The organism is Microcoleus sp. Pol12A5 (assembly GCF_036701435.1).
Lineage (GTDB): Bacteria > Cyanobacteriota > Cyanobacteriia > Cyanobacteriales > Microcoleaceae > Microcoleus.
This window is the reverse complement of record NZ_JAUBQU010000090.1, coordinates 1-20,271: the sequence shown is the minus strand read 5'-3', so window position 1 is coordinate 20,271 and position 20,271 is coordinate 1. Positions and strand designations below refer to the sequence as shown.

Genomic DNA, 20,271 nt, shown 5'->3' with positions numbered 1-20,271 from the left:
CCAAACCAGGTAATATGGTTGCAACTCCGAGAGACATTGCGCCCTAAAAACCAGTCGCCCTTCTACCGTTCTGGGAACAACTGACAGGCCCGGTTAGTTGGCTGATTTGCCCAATCCAAGCGAGAATTCCCAAATCGATCCATCCAACCTTCCAAATAAGCCCGATTAGCCTTCTTTTCCTCTGGATCTGAGGTATTCATTGGATGAGGTGCTAAACCCAAAATAGTCGCCGTCGTCACGCAAAACATCGACTTTTGAAAACTCTGACAAATTTGCACCCGCACATCGTCTTCGCCGCGACAGCTAGTGCGATAAACTTCGTGCAAATACTCCGGCAAATAATGACGCATATCTTGCATCAATTGAGTTGGCGGAATCCCTGCACCTCCAATCGGTAAAGGGTCAGCAAACAAAGCCCCGTAGGCAAATTCTCTTTGTTCTTCCGGGATTTGATGAGCTTGAGCGTTGTAGGAAACTGTACCAAAAAACGCAGTGCCCCGAAAGAAAATTGATTCTACATAAGGCACTGCTACATCTGGTAAAAATGTTAAGTTAGCCGAGGCCGGAATGATATCGTAGACTTGACCGCCAATCTTGACGCTGTAGGTAATTGGCAAACTAGCGGCGCTAACCAAACCTGCTAAGACAAAATCAACTACGTCTGCGATCGACTTAATTTTCCCGGCTTCGTAGGAATCAGATAAGTCTATGAACAAATCGCTCATTACCCGCCAAAACTGACCGAGACCTGTGTAGTAAGCCAGCATCCGCACTTGTTCAGGCAAAAAATTAGGAAATGCTTTGTTGAGTCCCTGCATGAAAAAATTGCCTTTCAGCTTAGCAGCGATCGCCTTTTCGACCAAACTGCTAAATTCCGGGGAATCCAAATAACTGTCCAAACCGCCGCCGCCGTGCCAAAGCATTGTTCTCATGCAATACTCAGCATACTCAAAATTTATGCGATCGTGCCATAAATAGCGCATTAATTTGGGTACGGTCACATCTCCGTTGAAATATTTAAAAAACGGGAAAAGCACTAAAAACTGTTCTTCTGCAATATAATTGAGATTGCGAGAATAGGCGTCTAAAACAATACCATAACTTTTCAGCACGCCGACAACTTCAACTACATTTTCCGTAGAATCAGGCAGTAAAGCTTTGCCTGATTCTAAAAGGTCAATGTATGCGGCCAGGGGATGGGAAGAGGGTTTTAATACGGTACTTTTCATTTTTATTGAACCTTAATTGAAGGAAGGCACGACAAGGATTTGAACACGGATACACTGATGAATGGAATAGGTAGGGACAGGCCAGTGCCGTGTCCCTACAGCCGTCTGCTGTATTTCATGGTATTGAAAACTGCCATAGGACTTTAGTCCTATGCTACGAACCTAGGTCATATTTTATTTCAAGTTTTGAGCAATGACTTTAACTTGGGGTGGCACATTAGCTACCATTCCGATCGCAGTTTTTTCGCTCAAAGCAACTAAAACTCCCGGCTGCACTCCCATGATGGCGATAATTATTGCTAAAATCAGCGAAGGGATGCGATCGCGCCAGCGGACTTGCGGCAAATTTACCACCACATCCGAAAGGCGGCCGAAAAAGGCGCGGTTGACCATAATTAAAAAGTAAACAGAAGTTAAACCAGTCCCGATCATGCAGAGCAAAGTTTGCACCGGAAACACTGGCAAACTGCCCCGGAATATCAAAAATTCCGCAATAAATCCAGCCAAACCCGGAATCCCCGCACTTGCCATCACGCCGAGGATCATTAAACTGCCAATCATCGGCAAACCGCGGTCGGGATTGAATAAACCTTTGAGCACATCGATGTTCCGAGTGCCGGATTTTTTGTAAACAACGCCGACACTCAAAAATAGCAGCCCCGAAATTAAACCGTGGCTAACCATTTGCAAAACAGTTCCCAACATACTAATCGGAGTAGCTGCGGCGCTAGCTAACAAAATGTAGCCCATGTGAGCGATCGAACTGTAAGCTACAATTTTTTTCATATCTTTTTGGGCGATCGCGCAACTCGCCCCGTAAAGCACGCTTACCACAGCCCAACTCGCCAACCAAGGTGCCGCCACCGCCCACGCATCGGGAAACAAACCCAAACCAAAGCGCAGCATCCCATAAGTTCCCAGCTTCAAAAGGACCCCCGCCAGCAGCACCGAAACCGGCGTCGAAGCTTCTACGTGAGCATCCGGCAGCCAAGTATGAAAAGGCACCAAAGGCATCTTAATACCAAAAGCCAGCAACACCCCCGCCAGCAAAATAATTTGCCTTACCAAAGGCAAGGGCAATCCTCCTTGCAAATGGGATGCGCCCGCTGCACCAACAATATCGAAACTCGAAGCACCGCTAAGCCAACCAGTGCCCAAGAAAGCAGCCAGCAGCACAATTCCCGCAAATGCAGTATAGATTAAAAACTTAGTAGCAGCATAACCTCGGCGCTCGCCTCCCCAAATCGCAATTAACAGGTAAAGCGGAATCAATTCTACCTCAAAAAACAGGAAAAACAGCAGCAAATTTTGAGATAAAAAAGCCCCTGTAACGCCGCCACTAATTAACAGAATCAAAGAATAATAAAGTCGAGGTCTGCGGATCGACTCATCCGTAGCGTAAATAGCTATTCCTGTCAGCAGAGTATTTAAAATTACCAAAGGCAGAGCCAAACCATCAACACCGAGATTGTAATTCAATCCCAAAACATCTATCCAAGGAATGAATTCCCCAAACTGCAACTGACTGGTACTGGCATCAAACTGAAATGCCAAAATCACCGAGAGAATAAAAGTTATACCCGCAATGGCGATCGCGACATTCCGAACTATTTTAGAACTCACTGAACCGGGCCAGAGTCCAATCAGGGCAGCAGCCAACATTGGTATCCAGATTAAAGCACTGAGCATCAATTAAAACTTTCCTTTGTTACACAGTATTTAGAGCTATATTTAACATTAACGCATAGCCACTACATATAGAAGCACTCGGCTAATTTTCTTGTTAACATAGATTCCAATGTCTCTGGAATCCTCCTATGACCTCAAGTCTTACAGATCGAGAAGATTTGCAAATTAAATCCGGTTCTCCTTCCACCCGCCTCACCGTTACGGACTTGGAAAAACTGCAAGCTATACTCTCGGAAGCAAATCTAGACTACCAATTAGAACTGGTAGACGGGAAGATTATCATTATGGGCCCATCAGACATTGTATCGAGCGAAATAGGAGCAGAGTTTGGCAGACTTTTGCTTAACTGGGTCAAACCTCGCAAACTCGGACGAGTTTTTGAGTCCAGCGGCGGGTTTATCCTTCCCAATTCCGATCTCAGAGCACCCGATGTTTCGTTTGTGACAGCCGATAGCCTCAAACAAAGTAAAAGGTATTTTGCCGAACTTGTTCCCGACTTAGTGGTAGAAATCAAATCTCAGTCGGATCGCCTCAAACCCCTCCGAGAAAAAATTTTATCATTCATCGAACTCGGAGCCAAAGTAGGAATATTAATCGACCCAGACAAGCGCACAATAACAATTTACACTCCGACAGCCGAGCCAGTGGTATTGAGAGACGGCGACATGATTTCAATTCCCGAACTTTTGCCCGGTAGGGAAGTTGCGGTGACAGAATTGTGGCCGATCGATTTTGAATAAAACTAGATAAAAAAGCAGACAAACCCAGACTAAAATCATCTGCGTTCATCCGCCCTCATCTGGGGTTAAAAATTAAATAACATCAGACCAAAAGCAGACAAACCCCGAAAAATCTGCCAACCTCTACAGTTTAAAACTGCCAAATAATCAACGCCAGCAACACAGCAACCCCCCCCGCAATAGTCAACACATAAAACTGCGACTGACCAGTGCCGGTGTACTTCAACCCTTCACCGCTGAAAATTGTGGCAAAACCGAACAAATTCACCGCCCCATCCACCACATACTTATCAGTCCAAGCGCTGATTTTAGAAATAAAAGCCACAGCCCAAACGACAGTCAAGCGGTAAACTCGATCGATATAAAAATCGTAAGCAAACAAATCCTGCAACGCCGGCACCGGCAGCCGTACAGGTCGAGGTAATACCCCGTACCAATAAATCGCCACCCCAACCGCAACGCCAATCAACCCAGATAACAACAACAGCGGCGTATCCAGCGTCTTCAAAAGCAAATTTAAAGCATCAAAATCTCCCGTTTCGGCCCAAGGCCCAGTCCAACTAATTAATAGTTGCCACTCCTGCAACATCCAAGGCACTAATAGCCCCATTACCGTCAAAATTACCATCGGCAAAGCCATCGGCCAACCAACTTCTGGAGCTCTGCGAGTTTTCGGCTGCGGTTTTCCCACAAACACTAAACCGAATATGCGAGTTAAATTTAGCGCTGTCAAACCGTTAACTAAAAGCAGCACTATTACCAGCCACAAAGGCACCGTCCAAAAACCGTTGAGCCAGCGTCGCATCGCCCAAAAGTTGCCCAGAGGCAACAGCGCTACCATCCCCGCAGCGCCTACTAAATAAGCGGTAGTTGTGGCAGGCATCTTCGACCACAACCCACCCATTTCTGTTAAATCTTGAGTGTTAGTTGTGGTAATAATTGACCCTACGCTCATGAATAATAGACCTTTGGCGATCGAGTGCGCGAAAAGCAACAGCAAAGCAATGTCAACTTGATTTAGCCCCACGGCGATAAACACCAAACCCATAGAAGCGCTGGTAGAATGCGATAGGGCTCTTTTGATGTCGATTTGGGCGATCGCCACCAAGGAAGCGCCAACAGCCGTTACCGCACCCAAAACCACGAGGACCGCATCTGCGACCGGGGAAAGCGCTAAAACAGGCTGAAGTTTAATCAAAACATAAGCCCCAGCGCCCACAACTACGGTATTCCTCATAATCGAAGCCGGGTTGGGCCCTTCCATCGCCTCATCAAGCCACAAATGGAACGGAAATTGAGCGCACTTTGCCGTAGGTGCGGAGATTAAAGCCAAACCTAAAAGAGTCGCCACTACAGGAGACAAAGTTGCAGTTTCAGCCCATGTTTCCAAATCGGAAAAATTTAAACTTCCCGCTAAATTTGAGAGGGTCACTACTCCCATCAGCAGTGGCACGTCTCCTACACGCTTTGTTAAAAACGCATCTCTAGCGGCTGTTACTACCAGGGGTTGAGCGTACCAAAACCCTACTAGCAAGTAAGTTGAAAGCGTCAGCACTTCCAACAAAGCGTAAGTTATAAGCAGCGAGTCGCTAATGGCAATGCCACTAATTGCCGCTTCAAAAAAACCCATCAGCCCAAAAAATCGAGCTAGCGCCCAGTCTTTTTCCATGTAGCCGAGAGCGTAAATTTGTGCTAACAAACTCAGAACACTAACTAACTCCATTGCTCCGACGCTGACGGTGGAGATTTCTATTGCAAAAGACAAATCTAAATCGGCTGCTTGCACCCAGTGCACGAGCAATTGTTGGGGGGGTTGATCCCAAGTCGCTGTAAAAATAACTGACCCGTGTATGAAAGCCAACACAGTCATCAGCAAATTGAAGTAAGCTGCCGGTCTCGGGCCTGTTCTGCGAACGGTTCCCGTAGACCACGGCAAAGTTAAAATTGCGCCTATCAAGCCATATAAAGGTACCCACCAACAGGCTTGGAGGAGAAATTGAGTCATTTAATTTATCCCTTAAACTTCAAATTACGGGCTGCCTTTATACAAAAACAGTCGCGGGCGATCGCGTGATACCCTAAAACTTTGACTAAACCCGATCGTATAGTTCTGGCAAAATAATTTGCACCCAAGATTCACTATACATTAAAGCATCAAAACTGAGAATTCTCTCAACACAAAATTACTTGTTGAGTAGAAGAGGCACTCCAAGAAAAAAATGCCTGCCGATGGTCCAAGACTGCCTTTTTTGCCGATTTCCCCGCGATCCCCCTTTTGGAATCCCCAAGTTTCCCGGCAGCGATCGGCTCCGGCTTTACATACCGAACTCTACTTTATATGGGTATTATTACTTACTTTAATCTCTCTCGCCGTCGGCATCTACCCCGCTCTATATTAAGATTATTAAATAAATATTAAATTATTTTAAGTAACATAAAAAATTTTAATTTTTGTTATTAAACATTATGATGTTAGTTTATATTGTCAAGGTGGACAGCTTCCCCTATTCTTATAGGATAGGAAGCTTTACACTGCATTACTAAAAAATGTGGGCCTCCCCGTCCAAATTTTTAGATTTCTCAAAGATTTGTAACGGTAATTTCGCTCATCCTCAAAGGAGATTCAAAAATGTCAATTGCCGTGGGAATGATTGAGACAAAAGGTTTTCCCGCTGTTGTGGAAGCTGCCGATGCTATGGTCAAAGCTGCCCGCGTTACCCTCGTGGGCTATGAAAAAATTGGCAGCGCCCGCGTCACCGTAATTGTGCGCGGCAACGTGTCGGAAGTCCAAGCCTCAGTCGCAGCAGGAGTGGAATCCGTCAAGCGGGTGAACGGCGGAGAAGTCGTCTCTACCCACATCATCGCTCGCCCCCACGAAAACCTAGAATATGTTCTGCCGATTCGATATACAGAAGCAGTAGAACAGTTCCGAGGCTACTAAGTTCTTAACGCACAAAAATTTCTTTTAAGGAAAATTTGTGCAAGCGTCAAAAATTAACTGTTTAGTTCCCCAAATATTCAATCAGGAGTAAAACCAATGGCAATTGCAGTTGGCATGATCGAAACCTTAGGCTTCCCCGCAGTGGTAGAAGCCGCTGACGCGATGGTCAAAGCAGCCCGCGTCACCTTGGTAGGCTACGAAAAAATCGGTAGCGCTCGGGTTACGGTCATTGTAAGAGGAGATGTCTCGGAAGTGCAAGCTTCTGTCGCAGCCGGAGTAGAGTCAGTGAAGCGTGTTAACGGCGGACAAGTGATGTCCACCCACATTATCGCCCGCCCTCACGAAAATTTAGAATACGTGTTGCCGATTCGCTATACCGAAGCTGTAGAACAGTTCCGTGAAGGCGTCAGCGGCATTCGCCCTCTCAACAGATCATAAGATAGGCGATTCCCTACGGGATAGCTTCGCTTCACGGCTGTTAGGGGCGTTTGGTAATTAAAAATTAAAAATCGCGATGTTTTTGATTTAGCATTTTTAATTTTTAATTGAGGTGGGTATGGGATATTGGTTATTAGTCATCAGTCATCGGTCATGAGTGATTAGTTACTAGAAGAAGCTCTAAAAGGCGGACAGCGGACTGAGGAAAGCTAATTAAAAAAAAGACAAGTGACAGTGTAAAAATGACAATTACCAATTACCTATTACCTATTACCTAAAATGCAAATGGCCAAAGTTCTCGGCACAGTTGTCAGTACCCAAAAAGAGCCGACGCTGAGAGGATCGAAATTTCTACTGCTGCAATTCATTGATGAGGAAGGTTCGCCAGTTCCCGGCTATGAGGTAGCCGCTGACTGTGTGGGCGCTGGTATCGATGAATGGGTTTTAGTGACTCGAGGCAGCGCAGCCCGGATCGCGCCCGGAAGCGAAAACCGTCCGATCGATGCTCTGGTAGTAGGCATTATAGATACTGTCAATGTAGAAAACCGCCTCATTTACAGTAAAAAAGACGACCCATACGGCTAGTTGCAACCGTTAGCAGTTAGCAGTTAGTGGAAAAATAACTAACAACTAACACCTAACAACTAACAACTAACAACTAACAACTAACAAAAAGATTTTTCAGTTTAGGAGAACTTAATTTATGGCAGTCCGCAACGTTGCGGCTCCCCCGACGCCTTGGTCGAAAAACTTGGCTGAGCCCAAAATTCACGATACCGCCTTCGTACATTCCTTTTCTAACATTATTGGGGATGTGCATATCGGTTCTAATGTGATGATTGCCCCCGGAACATCTATCCGCGCTGATGAAGGAACTCCTTTTTATATCGGACAAGGAAGCAACATTCAAGACGGAGTAGTGATTCACGGTCTAGAACAAGGCAGAGTTACAGGAGACGACGACAAATCCTATTCTGTGTGGGTGGGGAAAAATACTTCCCTCACCCACATGAGTTTAATTCACGGCCCTGCCTACGTGGGCGACAACTGCTTTATCGGCTTTCGCTCTACGGTGTTCAATGCCAGAGTGGGCAACGGCTGCATTGTCATGATGCACGTACTAATTAAAGATGTGGAGATTCCCGCCGGTAAGTACGTACCTTCGGGAGCCATCATCACTAATCAGAAGCAAGCCGATCGCTTGCCTGACGTTCAAGATTCTGACATTCAATTTGCGACCCATGTCATCGGCATCAATGACGCTCTGAGAACGGGTTATCGCTGCGCTGAGAACATCGCCTGTCTAGCACCAATTCGCAACGAGAAAAGTACCAACCCAAATATGACTCAAACCAAATATTCTACCCCTGCCGGCACCCAATTGAGTCCAACTCTTGCCGATAGCATCCGCAATTTACTAGCCCAAGGATACAGCGTGGGAGCAGAACACGCCGACGCACGCCGCTTCCGTACCGGTTCTTGGCGTACTTGCGGCCCGATTTCCTCAACCCGCGACTCAGAAGTAATCGCGGCTTTGTCAGCTTGCATGGCTGAACACCAAGGAGAATACGTGCGCTTGATCGGGATTGACACCAAAGCCAAGCGCCGCGTACTAGAAGAAATCGTCCAAAGACCGGGAGACAACGGCTCTAACGGTTCTAACGGTGCGAAAACTCACCAATCTAACGGTAAAGTTGCACAAGCTTCATACCACAATAGCGGTTCCGTGTCGAATGGAAAATTGAGTGCCGAAACAGTGGCTCAGGTTCGCAGCTTGCTAGCTCAAGGCTACAAAGTGGGTACGGAACACGCCGACGCGCGCCGCTTCCGCACCAGTTCTTGGCAAAGCGGGGCTTCGCTGCAAGTCAGAAACGAATCTGAGGCGATCGCCGCTTTGGAATCTGTGATGAATCAGTACCCGGGCGAGTACGTGCGCTTGATCGGGATTGACCCGAAAGCTAAGCGGCGTGTCGTTGAAGAACTTATTCAGCGTCCAGACGGACCCGTTGCTCAATCGGCTAAGCCAGCAGCAACTTCGGGATACAAAGCAGCTTCGACTGGTTCGGCCAGCAGCGGAAGTTTGACCGGCAAGACGATCGACCAAATCCGCAACCTGCTTTCCCAAGGCTACAAAATTGGTACGGAACACGCCGACGCGCGCCGTTTCCGCACCGGTTCTTGGAGCAGTTGCGCCCCGATCTCATCCAACCGCGAATCCGAAGTGATTTCTGCCCTCGAAAGCTGTCTCAAAGAACACAGCGGCGAGTACGTCCGCTTGCTGGGCATCGACTCCAAGGCGAAGCGCCGGGTACTCGAAGAAATTATCCAACGACCTTAATTTGCCTGGTAATTAGCCTGTTTCTCCCGTTAAGCCCTCGCACAGGTGTCCACGGGAGAAATCCAAGCGGATTGAAGTTGGATTTGAGATAGTTGAAAAGCTCGATTGAGAAGGGTTAGTCAAAATCTAGAATCTTCTGGAACTTTCTAGAAAACGTTAAAGTATCGATCTTCTCAGTATTAGTAAATAATCGTTTATTAGATTGAGAGGGTTAAATTTATTAGTCGATAAACCCCATAATTTAAAGTCCTTTGATCTAAAAAAATAGCTCCTTTCATGGTGAAGTTGAATGTATTTATCGCCACTGCAATTAAGTAGCAACTCTCAGATTTTGATGAGTGGCGATGTAGTTGTGAATGAGGGTGCGGCGATCGCCCCTGGAGCAATCATGCAAGCAGATCCGGGCAGCCGGATCTCGATCGCCGCCGGTGCCTGTATCGGTATGGGAGTTATCCTTCACGCCCGTGAAGGTACTCTGGAAATCGCGGCGGGAGTTATTCTGGGTGCAGGGGTGCTGGTGGTAGGTGCGGGAACGATCGGGGAAAATGCCTGTATTGGGGCCGGGACGACCCTAATCAATCCTTCTATCGAAAAAATGCAAATTATGCCAGCAGGTTCTCTAATGGGAGATACCAGCCGCCAAGCCGCCGCAGCAGAAGCAACCGCAACAGCGCCAACAGCATCGCCAACATCACCCGAAACCCCCGAAGCCACTACGCCACCAGTCGATCGACCGATCGAGCCGATCGAGCCGATCGAGCCGATCGAGCCACCACAACCCGCCCAAACACCGCCTCACACTGCGCCAGAGACTGCCCCAGAGCCGCCGGAATCCACCGCCCCAGAGCCTCCCGAACCAGGGGAAACGCCAACTATTCTGTACGGTCAAGCTCACATCAATCGGCTGTTGGGGACACTGTTTCCGCACAGGCAAGCTTTTAATCGATCGGAGGAAAACGGCCAAACTCTATCCGGCGATTCCGGGTAGCCGTCATTTCGCCAAAAGGCAGCTATGCTGAAGGCAGATAGATCAAATATAAATAGGTAATCTCATATTATTGGTAGCTCAGCAATTTGTAAGGCCTTGCAGCAGCAATCTGTGTCTTGTAGCTAGTGCAGTCTGTCTTCTCATCTGAGAAACTATAAACTATCAACAAATTTTTATTTTGGGAAGTTTCTAAGGGTAATAGAAGATGGACGGACAAACGGATCGTAACAGTCACGAAGAACGATCGCAGCGCCAGGAATACTTCAAAGACACTGCTTTGGGTTTGGTATCCACCAAGAGTTTTCCGGCAATTGTGGGGACTGCTGACATGATGCTGAAGTCGGCAGGAGTGATTTTAGTAGGATACGAAAAAATTGGTTCCGGTCACTGTACGGCGATCGTCCGGGGCAGAATTTCGGATGTGCGTTTGGCTGTGGAAGCTGGAGCTCAAACTGCTGAACAGTTCGGGCAGTTTGTTTCTAAGTTGGTGATTCCTAGACCTTTGGCTAATTTGGAAGTGGTTTTGCCCATCGGCTTTCGGCTGACTGAACTTTCCGAAAGTGGCAATTATTCTCGGCTTAGCAATCAGGCGATCGGTTTGCTCGAAACCCGGGGGTTTCCGGCCATGGTCGGTGCTTGCGATGCTATGCTCAAATCCGCAGACGTACACTTGGCAGCTTACGAGAAAATTGGCGCAGGTTTGTGCACGGCAATTATTCGCGGTGCAGTTGCAGATGTAGCAGTAGCCGTAGAGGCCGGGATGTACGAAGCTGAGCGAATTGGCGAGTTGAACGCGGTGATGGTTATTCCGAGGCCTTTGGAAGATTTGGAACAAACTTTACCGCTGGCAAGTTGCTGGATCGAGCAGCGTAAACCTGTGATGATGCCCGTCTCGGTTAAGGAAAAGGAACAAGAATTGATCGAACTTCCAGATTTGGAGAAATTGAGGGTTTATGTCGAAGAGGAAATCAATCGGTAATTGGTAATTAGGCAACAAAAGTTTGTAGAGGCGTGCTGCTGCAAATACTGAGACGAAGTTTGTCAAAAAAATATAGAGTTTACTCGGTGGGACTGCTGGCAACAATTTATACTGAGTAGCGGTCTCAAACTTAATTGCGCGATCGAGCCGATCGCAGCCGCATCAAGAAACACACAGCACCAAGTAAAACTAGACTTTTAAGCGAAAGTCGATCGGGTAAACAATCGAACTGACTAATAAGTCAATCCAGCCGACGTGCAGAGCCTTTCAACAGGATTTAACTACTGTTAAAATAAACCAAAAATCCTGTCTAGGGTAGATTGCCGGGAATCATTTAAGAGTTACTCTGAGTGCGGGTGGATGCTCTTTCAACAGATTAACGGCTGTCGAACTCAAAACTGACTGCACAGGAATCACTCCCCAGCATCAAGCAATCCTGAAAGTTGACCTATGAACCTCAAACAATTTTACAAGCGTGGTTTGCACAGCGCTAAGAAGGGAAACTATGAAGCGGCACTTGAGGACTTCGATGAGATACTGCAAGTCAATCCCGCCGATGCCAAAGCCTACAACAATCGCGGCTTGGTTTACTATTACATGAAAGACTACCAAAAAGCGATCGCCGACCTCAGCAAAGCCCTAGATATCAATCCTAATTTCTTCGAGGCTTACTTGAATCGGGGCAATGCTTGGCGTCATCTCGGAGAACACGAAAAAGCCATTGAAGATCTCAACTGCGCTTTAGCAAATAAGCCTAACAGCCACGCTATCTACAACAACCGAGGACTTGTACTTGCTAATTTAGGAAATTACGAAGAAGCAATAGAAGACTACGATCGAGCTATATCTATCAATTCCCACAATTATAAAACCTATTACAACCGGGGGCGCGCTTACTACCTTTTGGGAGAAAAAGAGGCAGCAACGGAAAACTTTAACGAAACGCTGCGGTTGAATCCTAAATATATCAAAGCTTACATAAATCGAGGTCTCTGTTACCACCAATTAGGAGACAATACGCAGGCGATCGCCGATTACAACACTGCACTCGGCATCGATCCACAAAATGTTTATGCCTATTATAACAGAGGTTGCGTTCGCTATAAATTAAGACAAATGCAGCTTGCAATTGAAGACTTTGATAAAGCAGTGGAACTCGATCCGAACTATGTTAAAGCTTATCTCAACCGGGGTTTAGCGCTGTATAAACTTGGAGATATTACGGCAGCCAATAAGGATTTCTACCATGTAATGTGCATTAATGCTGAAGCTTATTTATACTACCAAGCACAGAGGTGTACGCCTGATATTAATTCGTACTTCAAGGAAGCGCCACAGGTCGAACTTAATAATGCTGCCGAATACTACAACACAACATTAAATACGATGTCAACTTCCTTAAGTTCAGCAGCATTAAACGCGGTATGGAATCAAGAAGATTTGGAGAACAGAGACTCGATTATCTGTGAAGGTGAATTTATTAATGATTGATTTAGTCAGTAATCAGGGATTTTCGGTACTTGGTCGGCTAAAATGTTACAATAATATCCAATTTTAGCAAACTAAGTACCGAAGAACCATAAACATTAACTGAAACTATTCCATAATGCCATTCAAGATTTTAAGTTCAGCCGTTCTCCGGCAAGGGAGATTTCAATTTCCGTTTAACACTTGAACAATTGAATCAGTAAGTTCCTGAAAGCTTGCTCTCCCAAGCCGCCCGACAGCAGCAAGGGCTAGGTTCTCTTCTATATGTTTTGGCGCTTTCATCCCTACAAGGGCACTCAGGATGCCAGGGGCGCTGCGGGTATATTGGAGCGCCCGCTGGCAGTCTGTCCGCAAGCTTTCGCCAAAGGCAGAAGCAATCTTTTCTGGGATCTGACCGATAACCTGCGCTTGACAAAGCGACATACTGGCGACCGCGGAAATGCCTAAGCGATCGGCAGCTTCCAATACAGAGACTTGTTCTCCTTCGATTGTTTGAGTTGGGATTAGCACCGCTTCCGGCATCCCCATATTCAAAGGAAGCTGGATAAACCGAAACCGATCCTCTTTGTGCCCAGCTACTTCCCGAGCAAGAAATTTCGCACGCGCCAGATCGATACGATCCCTTTGAGTTGGAGGTACGCGGAAAGCATTCCAAGTTGCCAGACCGTAATTAGCAATTTTTCCAGCTAAAACTGCACCTTCAAGTACCTCAAAAACCTCTCGCAACCGATTATAAAAAGTATCGGGTTCAACTTGAGAAAGTAGCTTTTCTGGATTGTGAAGATAGTAGACATCGATTGTCTCAATGCCGAGGTTGGCGAGGCTCCAATTAAGCTGATCTTGAATGTATTCTGGGTGGATGCAGTAACGCTCCTGGGCCAAATCTGCCATGCTGACAGTAGAGTTGTTTGGCTCGACGTACTGCTGATAAAACCACTCTACATGGTTTGGAGTTGGATGCGGAACAACGCCGCCTTTCGTACAGATAATTAGTTCATCTCTTGAGGCTTCTCCCGATTCCAAGAGACGCCGGATAGCCTTTCCAACACTCCGCTCTCCGTACTGGTAGCGGTAGTTGATTGCTGAGTCAATTACGTTGGCACCCCGCCGAACCGATTCCACTACAGCGGACGCCACAAGAGTGTCAGTATACTCATCTGGTTCGCCAAGGTAAGTGCCAATTCCAATCGAGCTGGCCACAAGCGAACCAGTTTCTCGGAAGTGATCGGCTGCACAGTTTTTGTTGTGCCGTTCCCTGTAACGCTGCGTTCCTTCTGCGGTAGCTCTGCCTGCGATCGCGATCGCATTACTACTTCCTAACATAAAAATCTTTTGCCTTCTGTTAAATAAACTAATCAGGAATTCCGCAAGTCTAAGTGATGCTTGATTTAAAATTCTCCTCAAAGTGAGCAAGGTAGAAACGCGATCGCTCGCGCCTCTACATTTTTAGACCAGATATTTGGGAGCCTCTATTAACTGGCGATCGACGAGATAAGAAAAATAAGTCCGAAACAAACTCGCATCCGCTTGCGGGCAGATAATGTCCGTTCCAGAAAGTCCCTTCAACGCATTCTGGCAATCGAATTGCAGCGTGGCAGATTTAGCCATTTCTGCTTCCGAAACTTTTTCGGAGAAAAGACCGACAAGCGGATACAACGCATTTTCTGCAGAATATCCAGCGCGATTGATTATTTCTGCTTGCCAAGCCTCAGACGAAACTCGTTTGATTGGATAACCCATTGAGCAAATCCAGCCCAGCAATTCACTCATTTGAAAGGACTGAGGGTTGACTAAATGAAAAGTCTTTCCGAGCAATTCTTTTTGCCTCGAAAGATGAACGATCGCTCGGCTCACATAGTCAACAGGCGCTACATTCATCAGCTTATCGTCATCGGGCGCACATCCAAGTTGCACGCAACCAGCGATTAACCTGTACAGTAAGTCGCTGGGATTGCAGGCTCCTGTTTGGCTGTCCCCAGAAATGCGACCTGGCCTGTAAATGCTAACAGGAATTCCGCGATCGCGCGCGACCTCTACTAACTTTTCTGCCACCCACTTAGTCTGAGTGTAAGCGCTTTTTAGACCCTCTCCCGGAGTGAGTTCGTCCTCCTCTCGCACGAGCTTAATCCCAGATTTTCCCATTGCCGAGAAAACGGAAATCGTAGAAATTAAATGGACTGGTTTTAGCTTACTTTGACTCGCCAATCTCAGAACTTCCTGCGTCCCCAAAACGTTAGCGGGTTTGAGAACCGAATAGGGATAAGTAAACTTGACAAACGCGCCATTGTGGTAAATGACATCAATTTTACTGGCTAAAACTCCGAACTGCTCCTCGGAAAGCCCCAAAAGTGGTTGAGACAAATCTCCAGCCATTGGGATAATGCGATCGCTCCTGCTTTCATCCCAAATTAAATAGGATTCGAGGCTGCTTTGAATCCGCTTTTTGGCTGATTCTGAATCGGCAGAACGGACTAGGCAATAAATTTCTGCTTGAGTTTGTTGCAAGAGGTCGCGGAGTAAAAAGGCTCCCAAAAAGCCCGTCGCCCCTGTTAAGAGAATGCAAGCTGGTTCAGTTTTTGCCTCGCTCAATGGAGTTGCAGGGCGAATTGCCGGATCTAAAACAACTTCAGCGTTAATATCGAAACTTGCAGTGCGATCGCCCGCAGAATCCGCCCCGTGCTTCACCTCAATATTCTTTGCTAAAGCAGCGATGGTAGGCGCTTCAAAAAAACGGCGCAAGGGCAATTCCTTTTGGAAAGAATCTCTTACCTTTGCTAGCAACTGAGTAATCAGTAATGAATGTCCCCCCAAATCAAAGAAATTGTCATAAATTCCCACTTTTTTCAGCCCTAGCAACTCAGCCCAAATCTCAGCAAGCATTTTCTCAATGGGAGTGCTAGGAGGGACAAAAGTATCTGCTAAATCGGCTCTCGCCGCCTCCGGCGCTGGCAGCGCCCGCCGGTCTATTTTTCCATTAGCCGTGAGGGGCAATGCTTTCAGTACGACAAAAGCAGAAGGAACCATGTACTCGGGCAGTTTTTCTTTTAAAAATGACCGCAGCTCGTTAATAGCGATCGCTGATTCCCTCGCGGGTACAACATAGGCCACTAAGCGCTGATTCCCCGGTTCATTTTCCAGTAGCAAAACTACTGCTTCGCGCACAGCGGAATGTTGAGATAGCGCTGCTTCTATTTCCCCCAATTCAATGCGGAATCCTCGCAGTTTAACTTGGCTGTCGCTCCGCCCTAAAAACTCAATATTTCCGTCCGGCAAATACCGGGCCAAATCTCCGGTTTTATACAGACGCGCTCCTGGTTCGGCGTCGAAGGGGTTGAGGATGAATTTTTCTGCGGTTAATTGGGGTTGGTTTAGATAGCCGCGAGCTAAAGAAGCACCGCCGATGTATAACTCGCCGGGTACGCCAATGGCAACTGGCTGCAAGTGCGAATCAAGTAAATAAATCTGCGCGTTATTGATAGGGCGACCGAGAGGAACTGTTTCAGAAATGCAATTTTCTCGGTCTTTGATGGGATAAGCCAGCACGCCTACGGTAGCTTCTGTTGGCCCGTAATGGTTGAAGACTGAACAGTCGGGGGCGTATTTCTCAATAGTTTCGAGCAAATTCCAACTTAAGGCTTCGCCGCCAAGGATTAATCGCTTTTTCGGCAAAACCTGCGCCGGATCAGCAGCAGTTAATAAAGCTTTTAGATGGGAGGGAACGATTTTGAGACAGTCAATGGCATGCTGCTGGAAGTAAGCAGCGATCGCCTCTGGATCGGTGGCGCGTTCCTGGGAAATTATGTGAAGGCTTCCTCCCGTACATAAAGCTGGAAAAATTACTGTATTTCCTAAGTCGGCTGCTAAGGTAGAAACGGTTGCGAAACTGGCTCCTGATGGCAGGTTTAGCCGTTCCTGAATGCTGTAGAGGTAATTGAGGAGCGATCGGTGTTCAATTGCCACTCCCTTTGGCGTGCCAGTGGAACCGGAAGTATAAATGACATAAGCTAAATTTTCAGGAGAGAGAGGAGGAGACGGAGAGGGGGAGACAGAGGGAATTTCTGCGTCTAAGCAAAGGATTTTTGCCTGAGTTTTTGGCAAGTTTTCGATTAGCTGTTGTTGCGTTAATAGCACTGCGACTCCAGCATCCTGCAACATCAAGGCGAGGCGCTCTTTTGGCATGGTCGGATCGAGTGGCAAGTACGCGCCGCCTGCTTTGAGAATGCCGAGCATTCCGGCGATCGCATCCACAGACCGCTCAGCACAAATTCCGACTAATTCTTCGGATTTAACTCCTAATTGTTGTAAGTAATCAGCGATTTGGTTGGCGCGGGCGTTGAGTTCTCGGTAGGTGAGCTGCTGATTTTCACAGACAACCGCAAGGCGCTCTGGTACGCGCTCCACTTGTTGCTCAAATAGCTGGTGAATGCACTTGTCTTTTGGGTAATCTTTCTGTGTTTGGTTGAACTCAACTAAAACTTTCTGGCGGGCGCGATCGCTCAGAATTTCCAACTCGCCGAGAGCGGTTTCTGGGTGATTAGCTGCACTTTTTATTAAGGTGTAGAATTGCTCTGCTAAACATTGGATCGCTTGTTCCCCTATCAAGGCCGGATCGTAGTGAAACTCAGCGATGAGAGCATCCTCTCGGCGCACGCAGGAGAGTTTAACTTGGAAGCGATCGCCGCAGACATATTGCTGGTAAATTGAGAAATCTACGCCAGCCGCCGCATACTTTTCTAGTTGTTCCTCAAACTCAAAACAAAATGGAAATCCAGGCGAGCCGTTTATATCTTCCCGGTTGAAATATTCCTGCCATTTATAAGCATCGCTTTGGGATTGCTGAATTTCCTGCCATAATTCCTGAAAGGTAAAATTTTCTTGCAGTTGGCTGCGAAGCGGTAAAAACTTGGCAAATAGACCGAGTGCTGGCTCTAATTCTTCATATTTGCGATTGTCGAAGGCGGTGCCCATAATGATTTCTGCCTTTCCCAACCGCCGCCAGAGCAACGTTTTCCAGCAAGCTAGAAAGAAAGCAGATATTGAGGTTTCGTAGCGGCGCGCGATCGCTTCTATTTCTTCTAGTAAACTCAGTTCTATTTTAACCTCAAAAAAATTCGGTTCAAATCGATCGGACTTGCTGCTATTTTTATTTTCCAAAGGCAATCTTATGCTGGCTAGGGCCGAGTAATCCCGATCGGTCCAATATTTTTTGCCCTCTGCCGCCTCTTCATCCTCAATTAATTCATTCTGCCATTCAGAATATTGAAGATATTGTACCACTTCGTGGGCCAGTTCCTCACCTTGCAAGCAAGCTGCATAACACTGGTTAATTTCTCGAATTAGATTTTTGATGGTGCGGGAATCGGCGCACAGGGAAGGCAGGCTAACAACCAAAATGTGCCTGTTTGCTGATAGAGAAATTAAGGATAAGCGCCAAATTGGATTTTGTTCAAAGTTGAAAACTGAGCGCTTTTCGTTTTGAAAAATTTCATGGAGTTTGGCCGCTTGTTCTGCCGAAGTCAAGCATTCGAGATTAACGATCTGCCAGGAAATTAAACTGCGATCGCCGATGACTTGAATCGGAAATTTAATCCCAGAACGTCGTTGAAAGCTCGTCCGCAAAATTTCGTGGCGATCGCTGACTTTTTGCAGCGCTTCTTTTAAGGCATTGGCTTGGAGATTCCCCTCGATCGAAATCGCACATTGAGCGCGATAGGCGGGACTATCTTGTTGCAACAGCCACAGATATTTTTGTTGAGGAGAAAGCCGAAATCCATTAATTGTTTGCATTGGTTATATTGCTTTATGTTTTAGGATCGCCAGGGACTTAAGTCCAAAGTTTATAGCTCAAGTCCGTTAAAACTCACATCTTGCGCCTTTTTCAAGAACAGGCAAGATGCCTGTTCCACAAAGAGCAGATTTTCTTGTGGGGTGGGCATCCTGCCCGCCCATAAAAAGCTGATTGAGAATGGTGCAACATATAAGTTAAAACAGACTGTGGTCAAGGCGTTGAAGTGGCGACTAATGCCAATTATCAATTCCTAGCAAAGTTGGCTAAAGCCGATTTTGGCGGGATAGAAGTCAGCTTTTAAATCTCTGCTTCACCGATCATTTCGCCCATCGCTACCACAATTTTGCGCGACCCGACAAATGGATTGCGGCTGTGAGCAGCCAACATATTATCTAACATTAATATGTCGCCAGATTGCCAAGGAAAACTAACGGTTGCCTGCTGATAGACGGCATGAATTTCTGCCATTACCGAGTCTTCAATGGGAGTGCCGTCGCCGTAATAAACATTGCGAGGCAGGTTTGCTTCTCCAAAGACAGATAATAAAGAGTTGCGGACGCCCGGATCTAAGCAGGAAATGTGGTGCAAAGGAAGTTGGTTAAAAAATACCATTTCTCCTGTTTTGGGATGCTTGGCGATCGCCGGCCTCCCCTTACGAGTTCTGAGCTTATTTCCGTCTTTCCACTCAAATTCTATGCCCGCTTGACGGCAATATTGTTCCACCTCAGTTTTATGCGCCGTTTTGAAAAATTCTTGCCAGCTTACATCGAGTCCGTCGGTGTAGTTGCGGACGTACATCAGTTGCTTTTTGGCGAATTTTTCTCGGAGTTTGGGGTCTAGCAACTGGTAAACTTTCCGGCAATCAACGATCGGGGTTTCGCCGCCTGACTGCGCCGGCTGAACGCAGAAAAACCAGATTTTCATTGGCCAGCGGTGCAGGTGCGAACTTTCGCTGTGAAAGAAGATGGTTTGGTCGGCAGGATAAGGGGTCGAACCGTAAACTTTTCCGCCGATTCCTTCGCGCGGCAAATCTCCGTACTCGCCGAACAGTTGCGGACAAATCCCCAAGGCAAACTGCTCGAAAGTAGAAACTAAGGGCTCGGTGAAGCCTCGAAACAAAATTGCACCGTGTTGCTGCAATTTTGTCTCGATCGAAGTTCGGTTGTTTTTCGCCCAGTCAATGAGATCGACATCGCTGGTAGCGGGTTTCATGACTAGCGGGAATAGTTCCCCAGGCTGGAGAAATTCGGTTTTTATCAACTCGCCGTCTGGCAGAGTGACTACTTTCGGTTTAACACTCTTAAACTTGCTAAAATTCAGCTTTTCGCGCTTTACTTGTTGCATTGCTTGTTGTTCTTTTTCCGCTTCTGTGAGAATTTCTAAGTTATTTAACCGAGTCTCAGGCTCCGCCACAATGCTGTTGAGTAAGGTTTCAAAACGGCTGGACATTTGCTCGATGGCGGCGGCCTCGAAAAGGTCAGTGTTGTACTTCCAAGTGCCTGCAATTCCTTGCTCGGTTTCTCCCACGAAGAGAACTAAATCAAATTTGGCGATGCCGCTGTCTTGTTCTAAGGGTGTCAAAGTTAACCCGCCTAGCTCTAAAGCAGGCATGGGCATATTTTGCATGACGAATAAGACTTGAAAGAGCGGTGT

14 protein-coding genes are annotated in these 20,271 nt (G+C 46.9%); 8 read left to right on the top strand and 6 right to left on the bottom strand.

Translation table 11 applies throughout. From position 1 onward, the window contains the following. Window positions 1–62 precede the first annotated feature (62 nt). Window positions 63–1,229 (bottom strand): CO2 hydration protein, encoded by a 1,167-nt coding sequence (locus tag QUA45_RS20790; protein WP_333222005.1) that lies wholly within the window; start codon window positions 1,227–1,229, stop codon window positions 63–65. Window positions 1,230–1,403: 174 nt separating this feature from the next. After that, the gene (locus tag QUA45_RS20785; RefSeq protein WP_333096960.1) at window positions 1,404–2,918 is read right to left on the bottom strand and encodes an NADH-quinone oxidoreductase subunit M; all 1,515 of its coding nucleotides are present in this window, start codon (window positions 2,916–2,918) and stop codon (window positions 1,404–1,406) included. A gap of 128 nt (window positions 2,919–3,046) precedes the next feature. Between QUA45_RS20785 and QUA45_RS20780 the strand changes: the two genes are divergently transcribed. Further along, entirely contained in the window at window positions 3,047–3,658 is a 612-nt protein-coding gene (locus QUA45_RS20780; RefSeq protein ID WP_333222004.1) for a Uma2 family endonuclease, read from the top strand. A 130-nt stretch (window positions 3,659–3,788) separates the two neighbouring features. Here QUA45_RS20780 and QUA45_RS20775 read toward each other — a convergent pair whose 3' ends face one another. Then, on the bottom strand, window positions 3,789–5,663 hold the full coding sequence (locus QUA45_RS20775; protein ID WP_333096964.1) for an NAD(P)H-quinone oxidoreductase subunit F: 1,875 nt from the start codon (window positions 5,661–5,663) through the stop codon (window positions 3,789–3,791). A 624-nt stretch (window positions 5,664–6,287) separates the two neighbouring features. Here QUA45_RS20775 and QUA45_RS20770 point away from each other — a divergent pair. The 7 genes from QUA45_RS20770 (at window position 6,288) to QUA45_RS20740 (ending at window position 12,833) form a co-directional block, all read left to right on the top strand. After that, window positions 6,288–6,599, top strand: coding sequence for a carbon dioxide-concentrating mechanism protein CcmK (locus QUA45_RS20770; protein ID WP_006635059.1), 312 nt, complete (start codon window positions 6,288–6,290; stop codon window positions 6,597–6,599). Between the two features lie 96 nt (window positions 6,600–6,695). Beyond that, window positions 6,696–7,037, top strand: a complete 342-nt coding sequence (locus QUA45_RS20765; protein ID WP_006635058.1) for a carbon dioxide-concentrating mechanism protein CcmK — start codon at window positions 6,696–6,698, stop codon at window positions 7,035–7,037. Window positions 7,038–7,316: 279 nt separating this feature from the next. Then, entirely contained in the window at window positions 7,317–7,622 is a 306-nt protein-coding gene (locus QUA45_RS20760) for a EutN/CcmL family microcompartment protein (RefSeq protein WP_006635057.1), read from the top strand. A 118-nt stretch (window positions 7,623–7,740) separates the two neighbouring features. Beyond that, window positions 7,741–9,375: a ribulose bisphosphate carboxylase small subunit gene (locus tag QUA45_RS20755; RefSeq protein ID WP_333096966.1), complete on the top strand. Its 1,635-nt coding sequence runs from the start codon at window positions 7,741–7,743 to the stop codon at window positions 9,373–9,375. Between the two features lie 289 nt (window positions 9,376–9,664). Continuing rightward, window positions 9,665–10,363 (top strand): carbon dioxide concentrating mechanism protein, encoded by a 699-nt coding sequence (locus QUA45_RS20750; RefSeq protein ID WP_333222003.1) that lies wholly within the window; start codon window positions 9,665–9,667, stop codon window positions 10,361–10,363. 205 nt (window positions 10,364–10,568) lie between these two features. Continuing rightward, on the top strand, window positions 10,569–11,342 hold the full coding sequence (locus tag QUA45_RS20745; RefSeq protein WP_333096970.1) for a BMC domain-containing protein: 774 nt from the start codon (window positions 10,569–10,571) through the stop codon (window positions 11,340–11,342). 450 nt (window positions 11,343–11,792) lie between these two features. Further along, entirely contained in the window at window positions 11,793–12,833 is a 1,041-nt protein-coding gene (locus QUA45_RS20740) for a tetratricopeptide repeat protein (protein ID WP_333067958.1), read from the top strand. A 162-nt stretch (window positions 12,834–12,995) separates the two neighbouring features. Here the strand turns inward: QUA45_RS20740 and QUA45_RS20735 are convergent, their stop codons facing one another. From QUA45_RS20735 to QUA45_RS20725, 3 genes are all read right to left on the bottom strand, one after another. Further along, window positions 12,996–14,153, bottom strand: coding sequence for an aldo/keto reductase (locus QUA45_RS20735; protein ID WP_333222002.1), 1,158 nt, complete (start codon window positions 14,151–14,153; stop codon window positions 12,996–12,998). Between the two features lie 123 nt (window positions 14,154–14,276). Beyond that, window positions 14,277–18,617 carry an amino acid adenylation domain-containing protein gene (locus QUA45_RS20730; protein ID WP_333222001.1) on the bottom strand — a complete coding sequence of 1,447 codons (4,341 nt, stop codon included), beginning with the start codon at window positions 18,615–18,617 and terminating at the stop codon, window positions 14,277–14,279. A 298-nt stretch (window positions 18,618–18,915) separates the two neighbouring features. Then, a partial coding sequence (locus QUA45_RS20725; RefSeq protein ID WP_333222000.1) for a TauD/TfdA family dioxygenase occupies window positions 18,916–20,271 on the bottom strand: 1,356 nt, incomplete at its 5' end.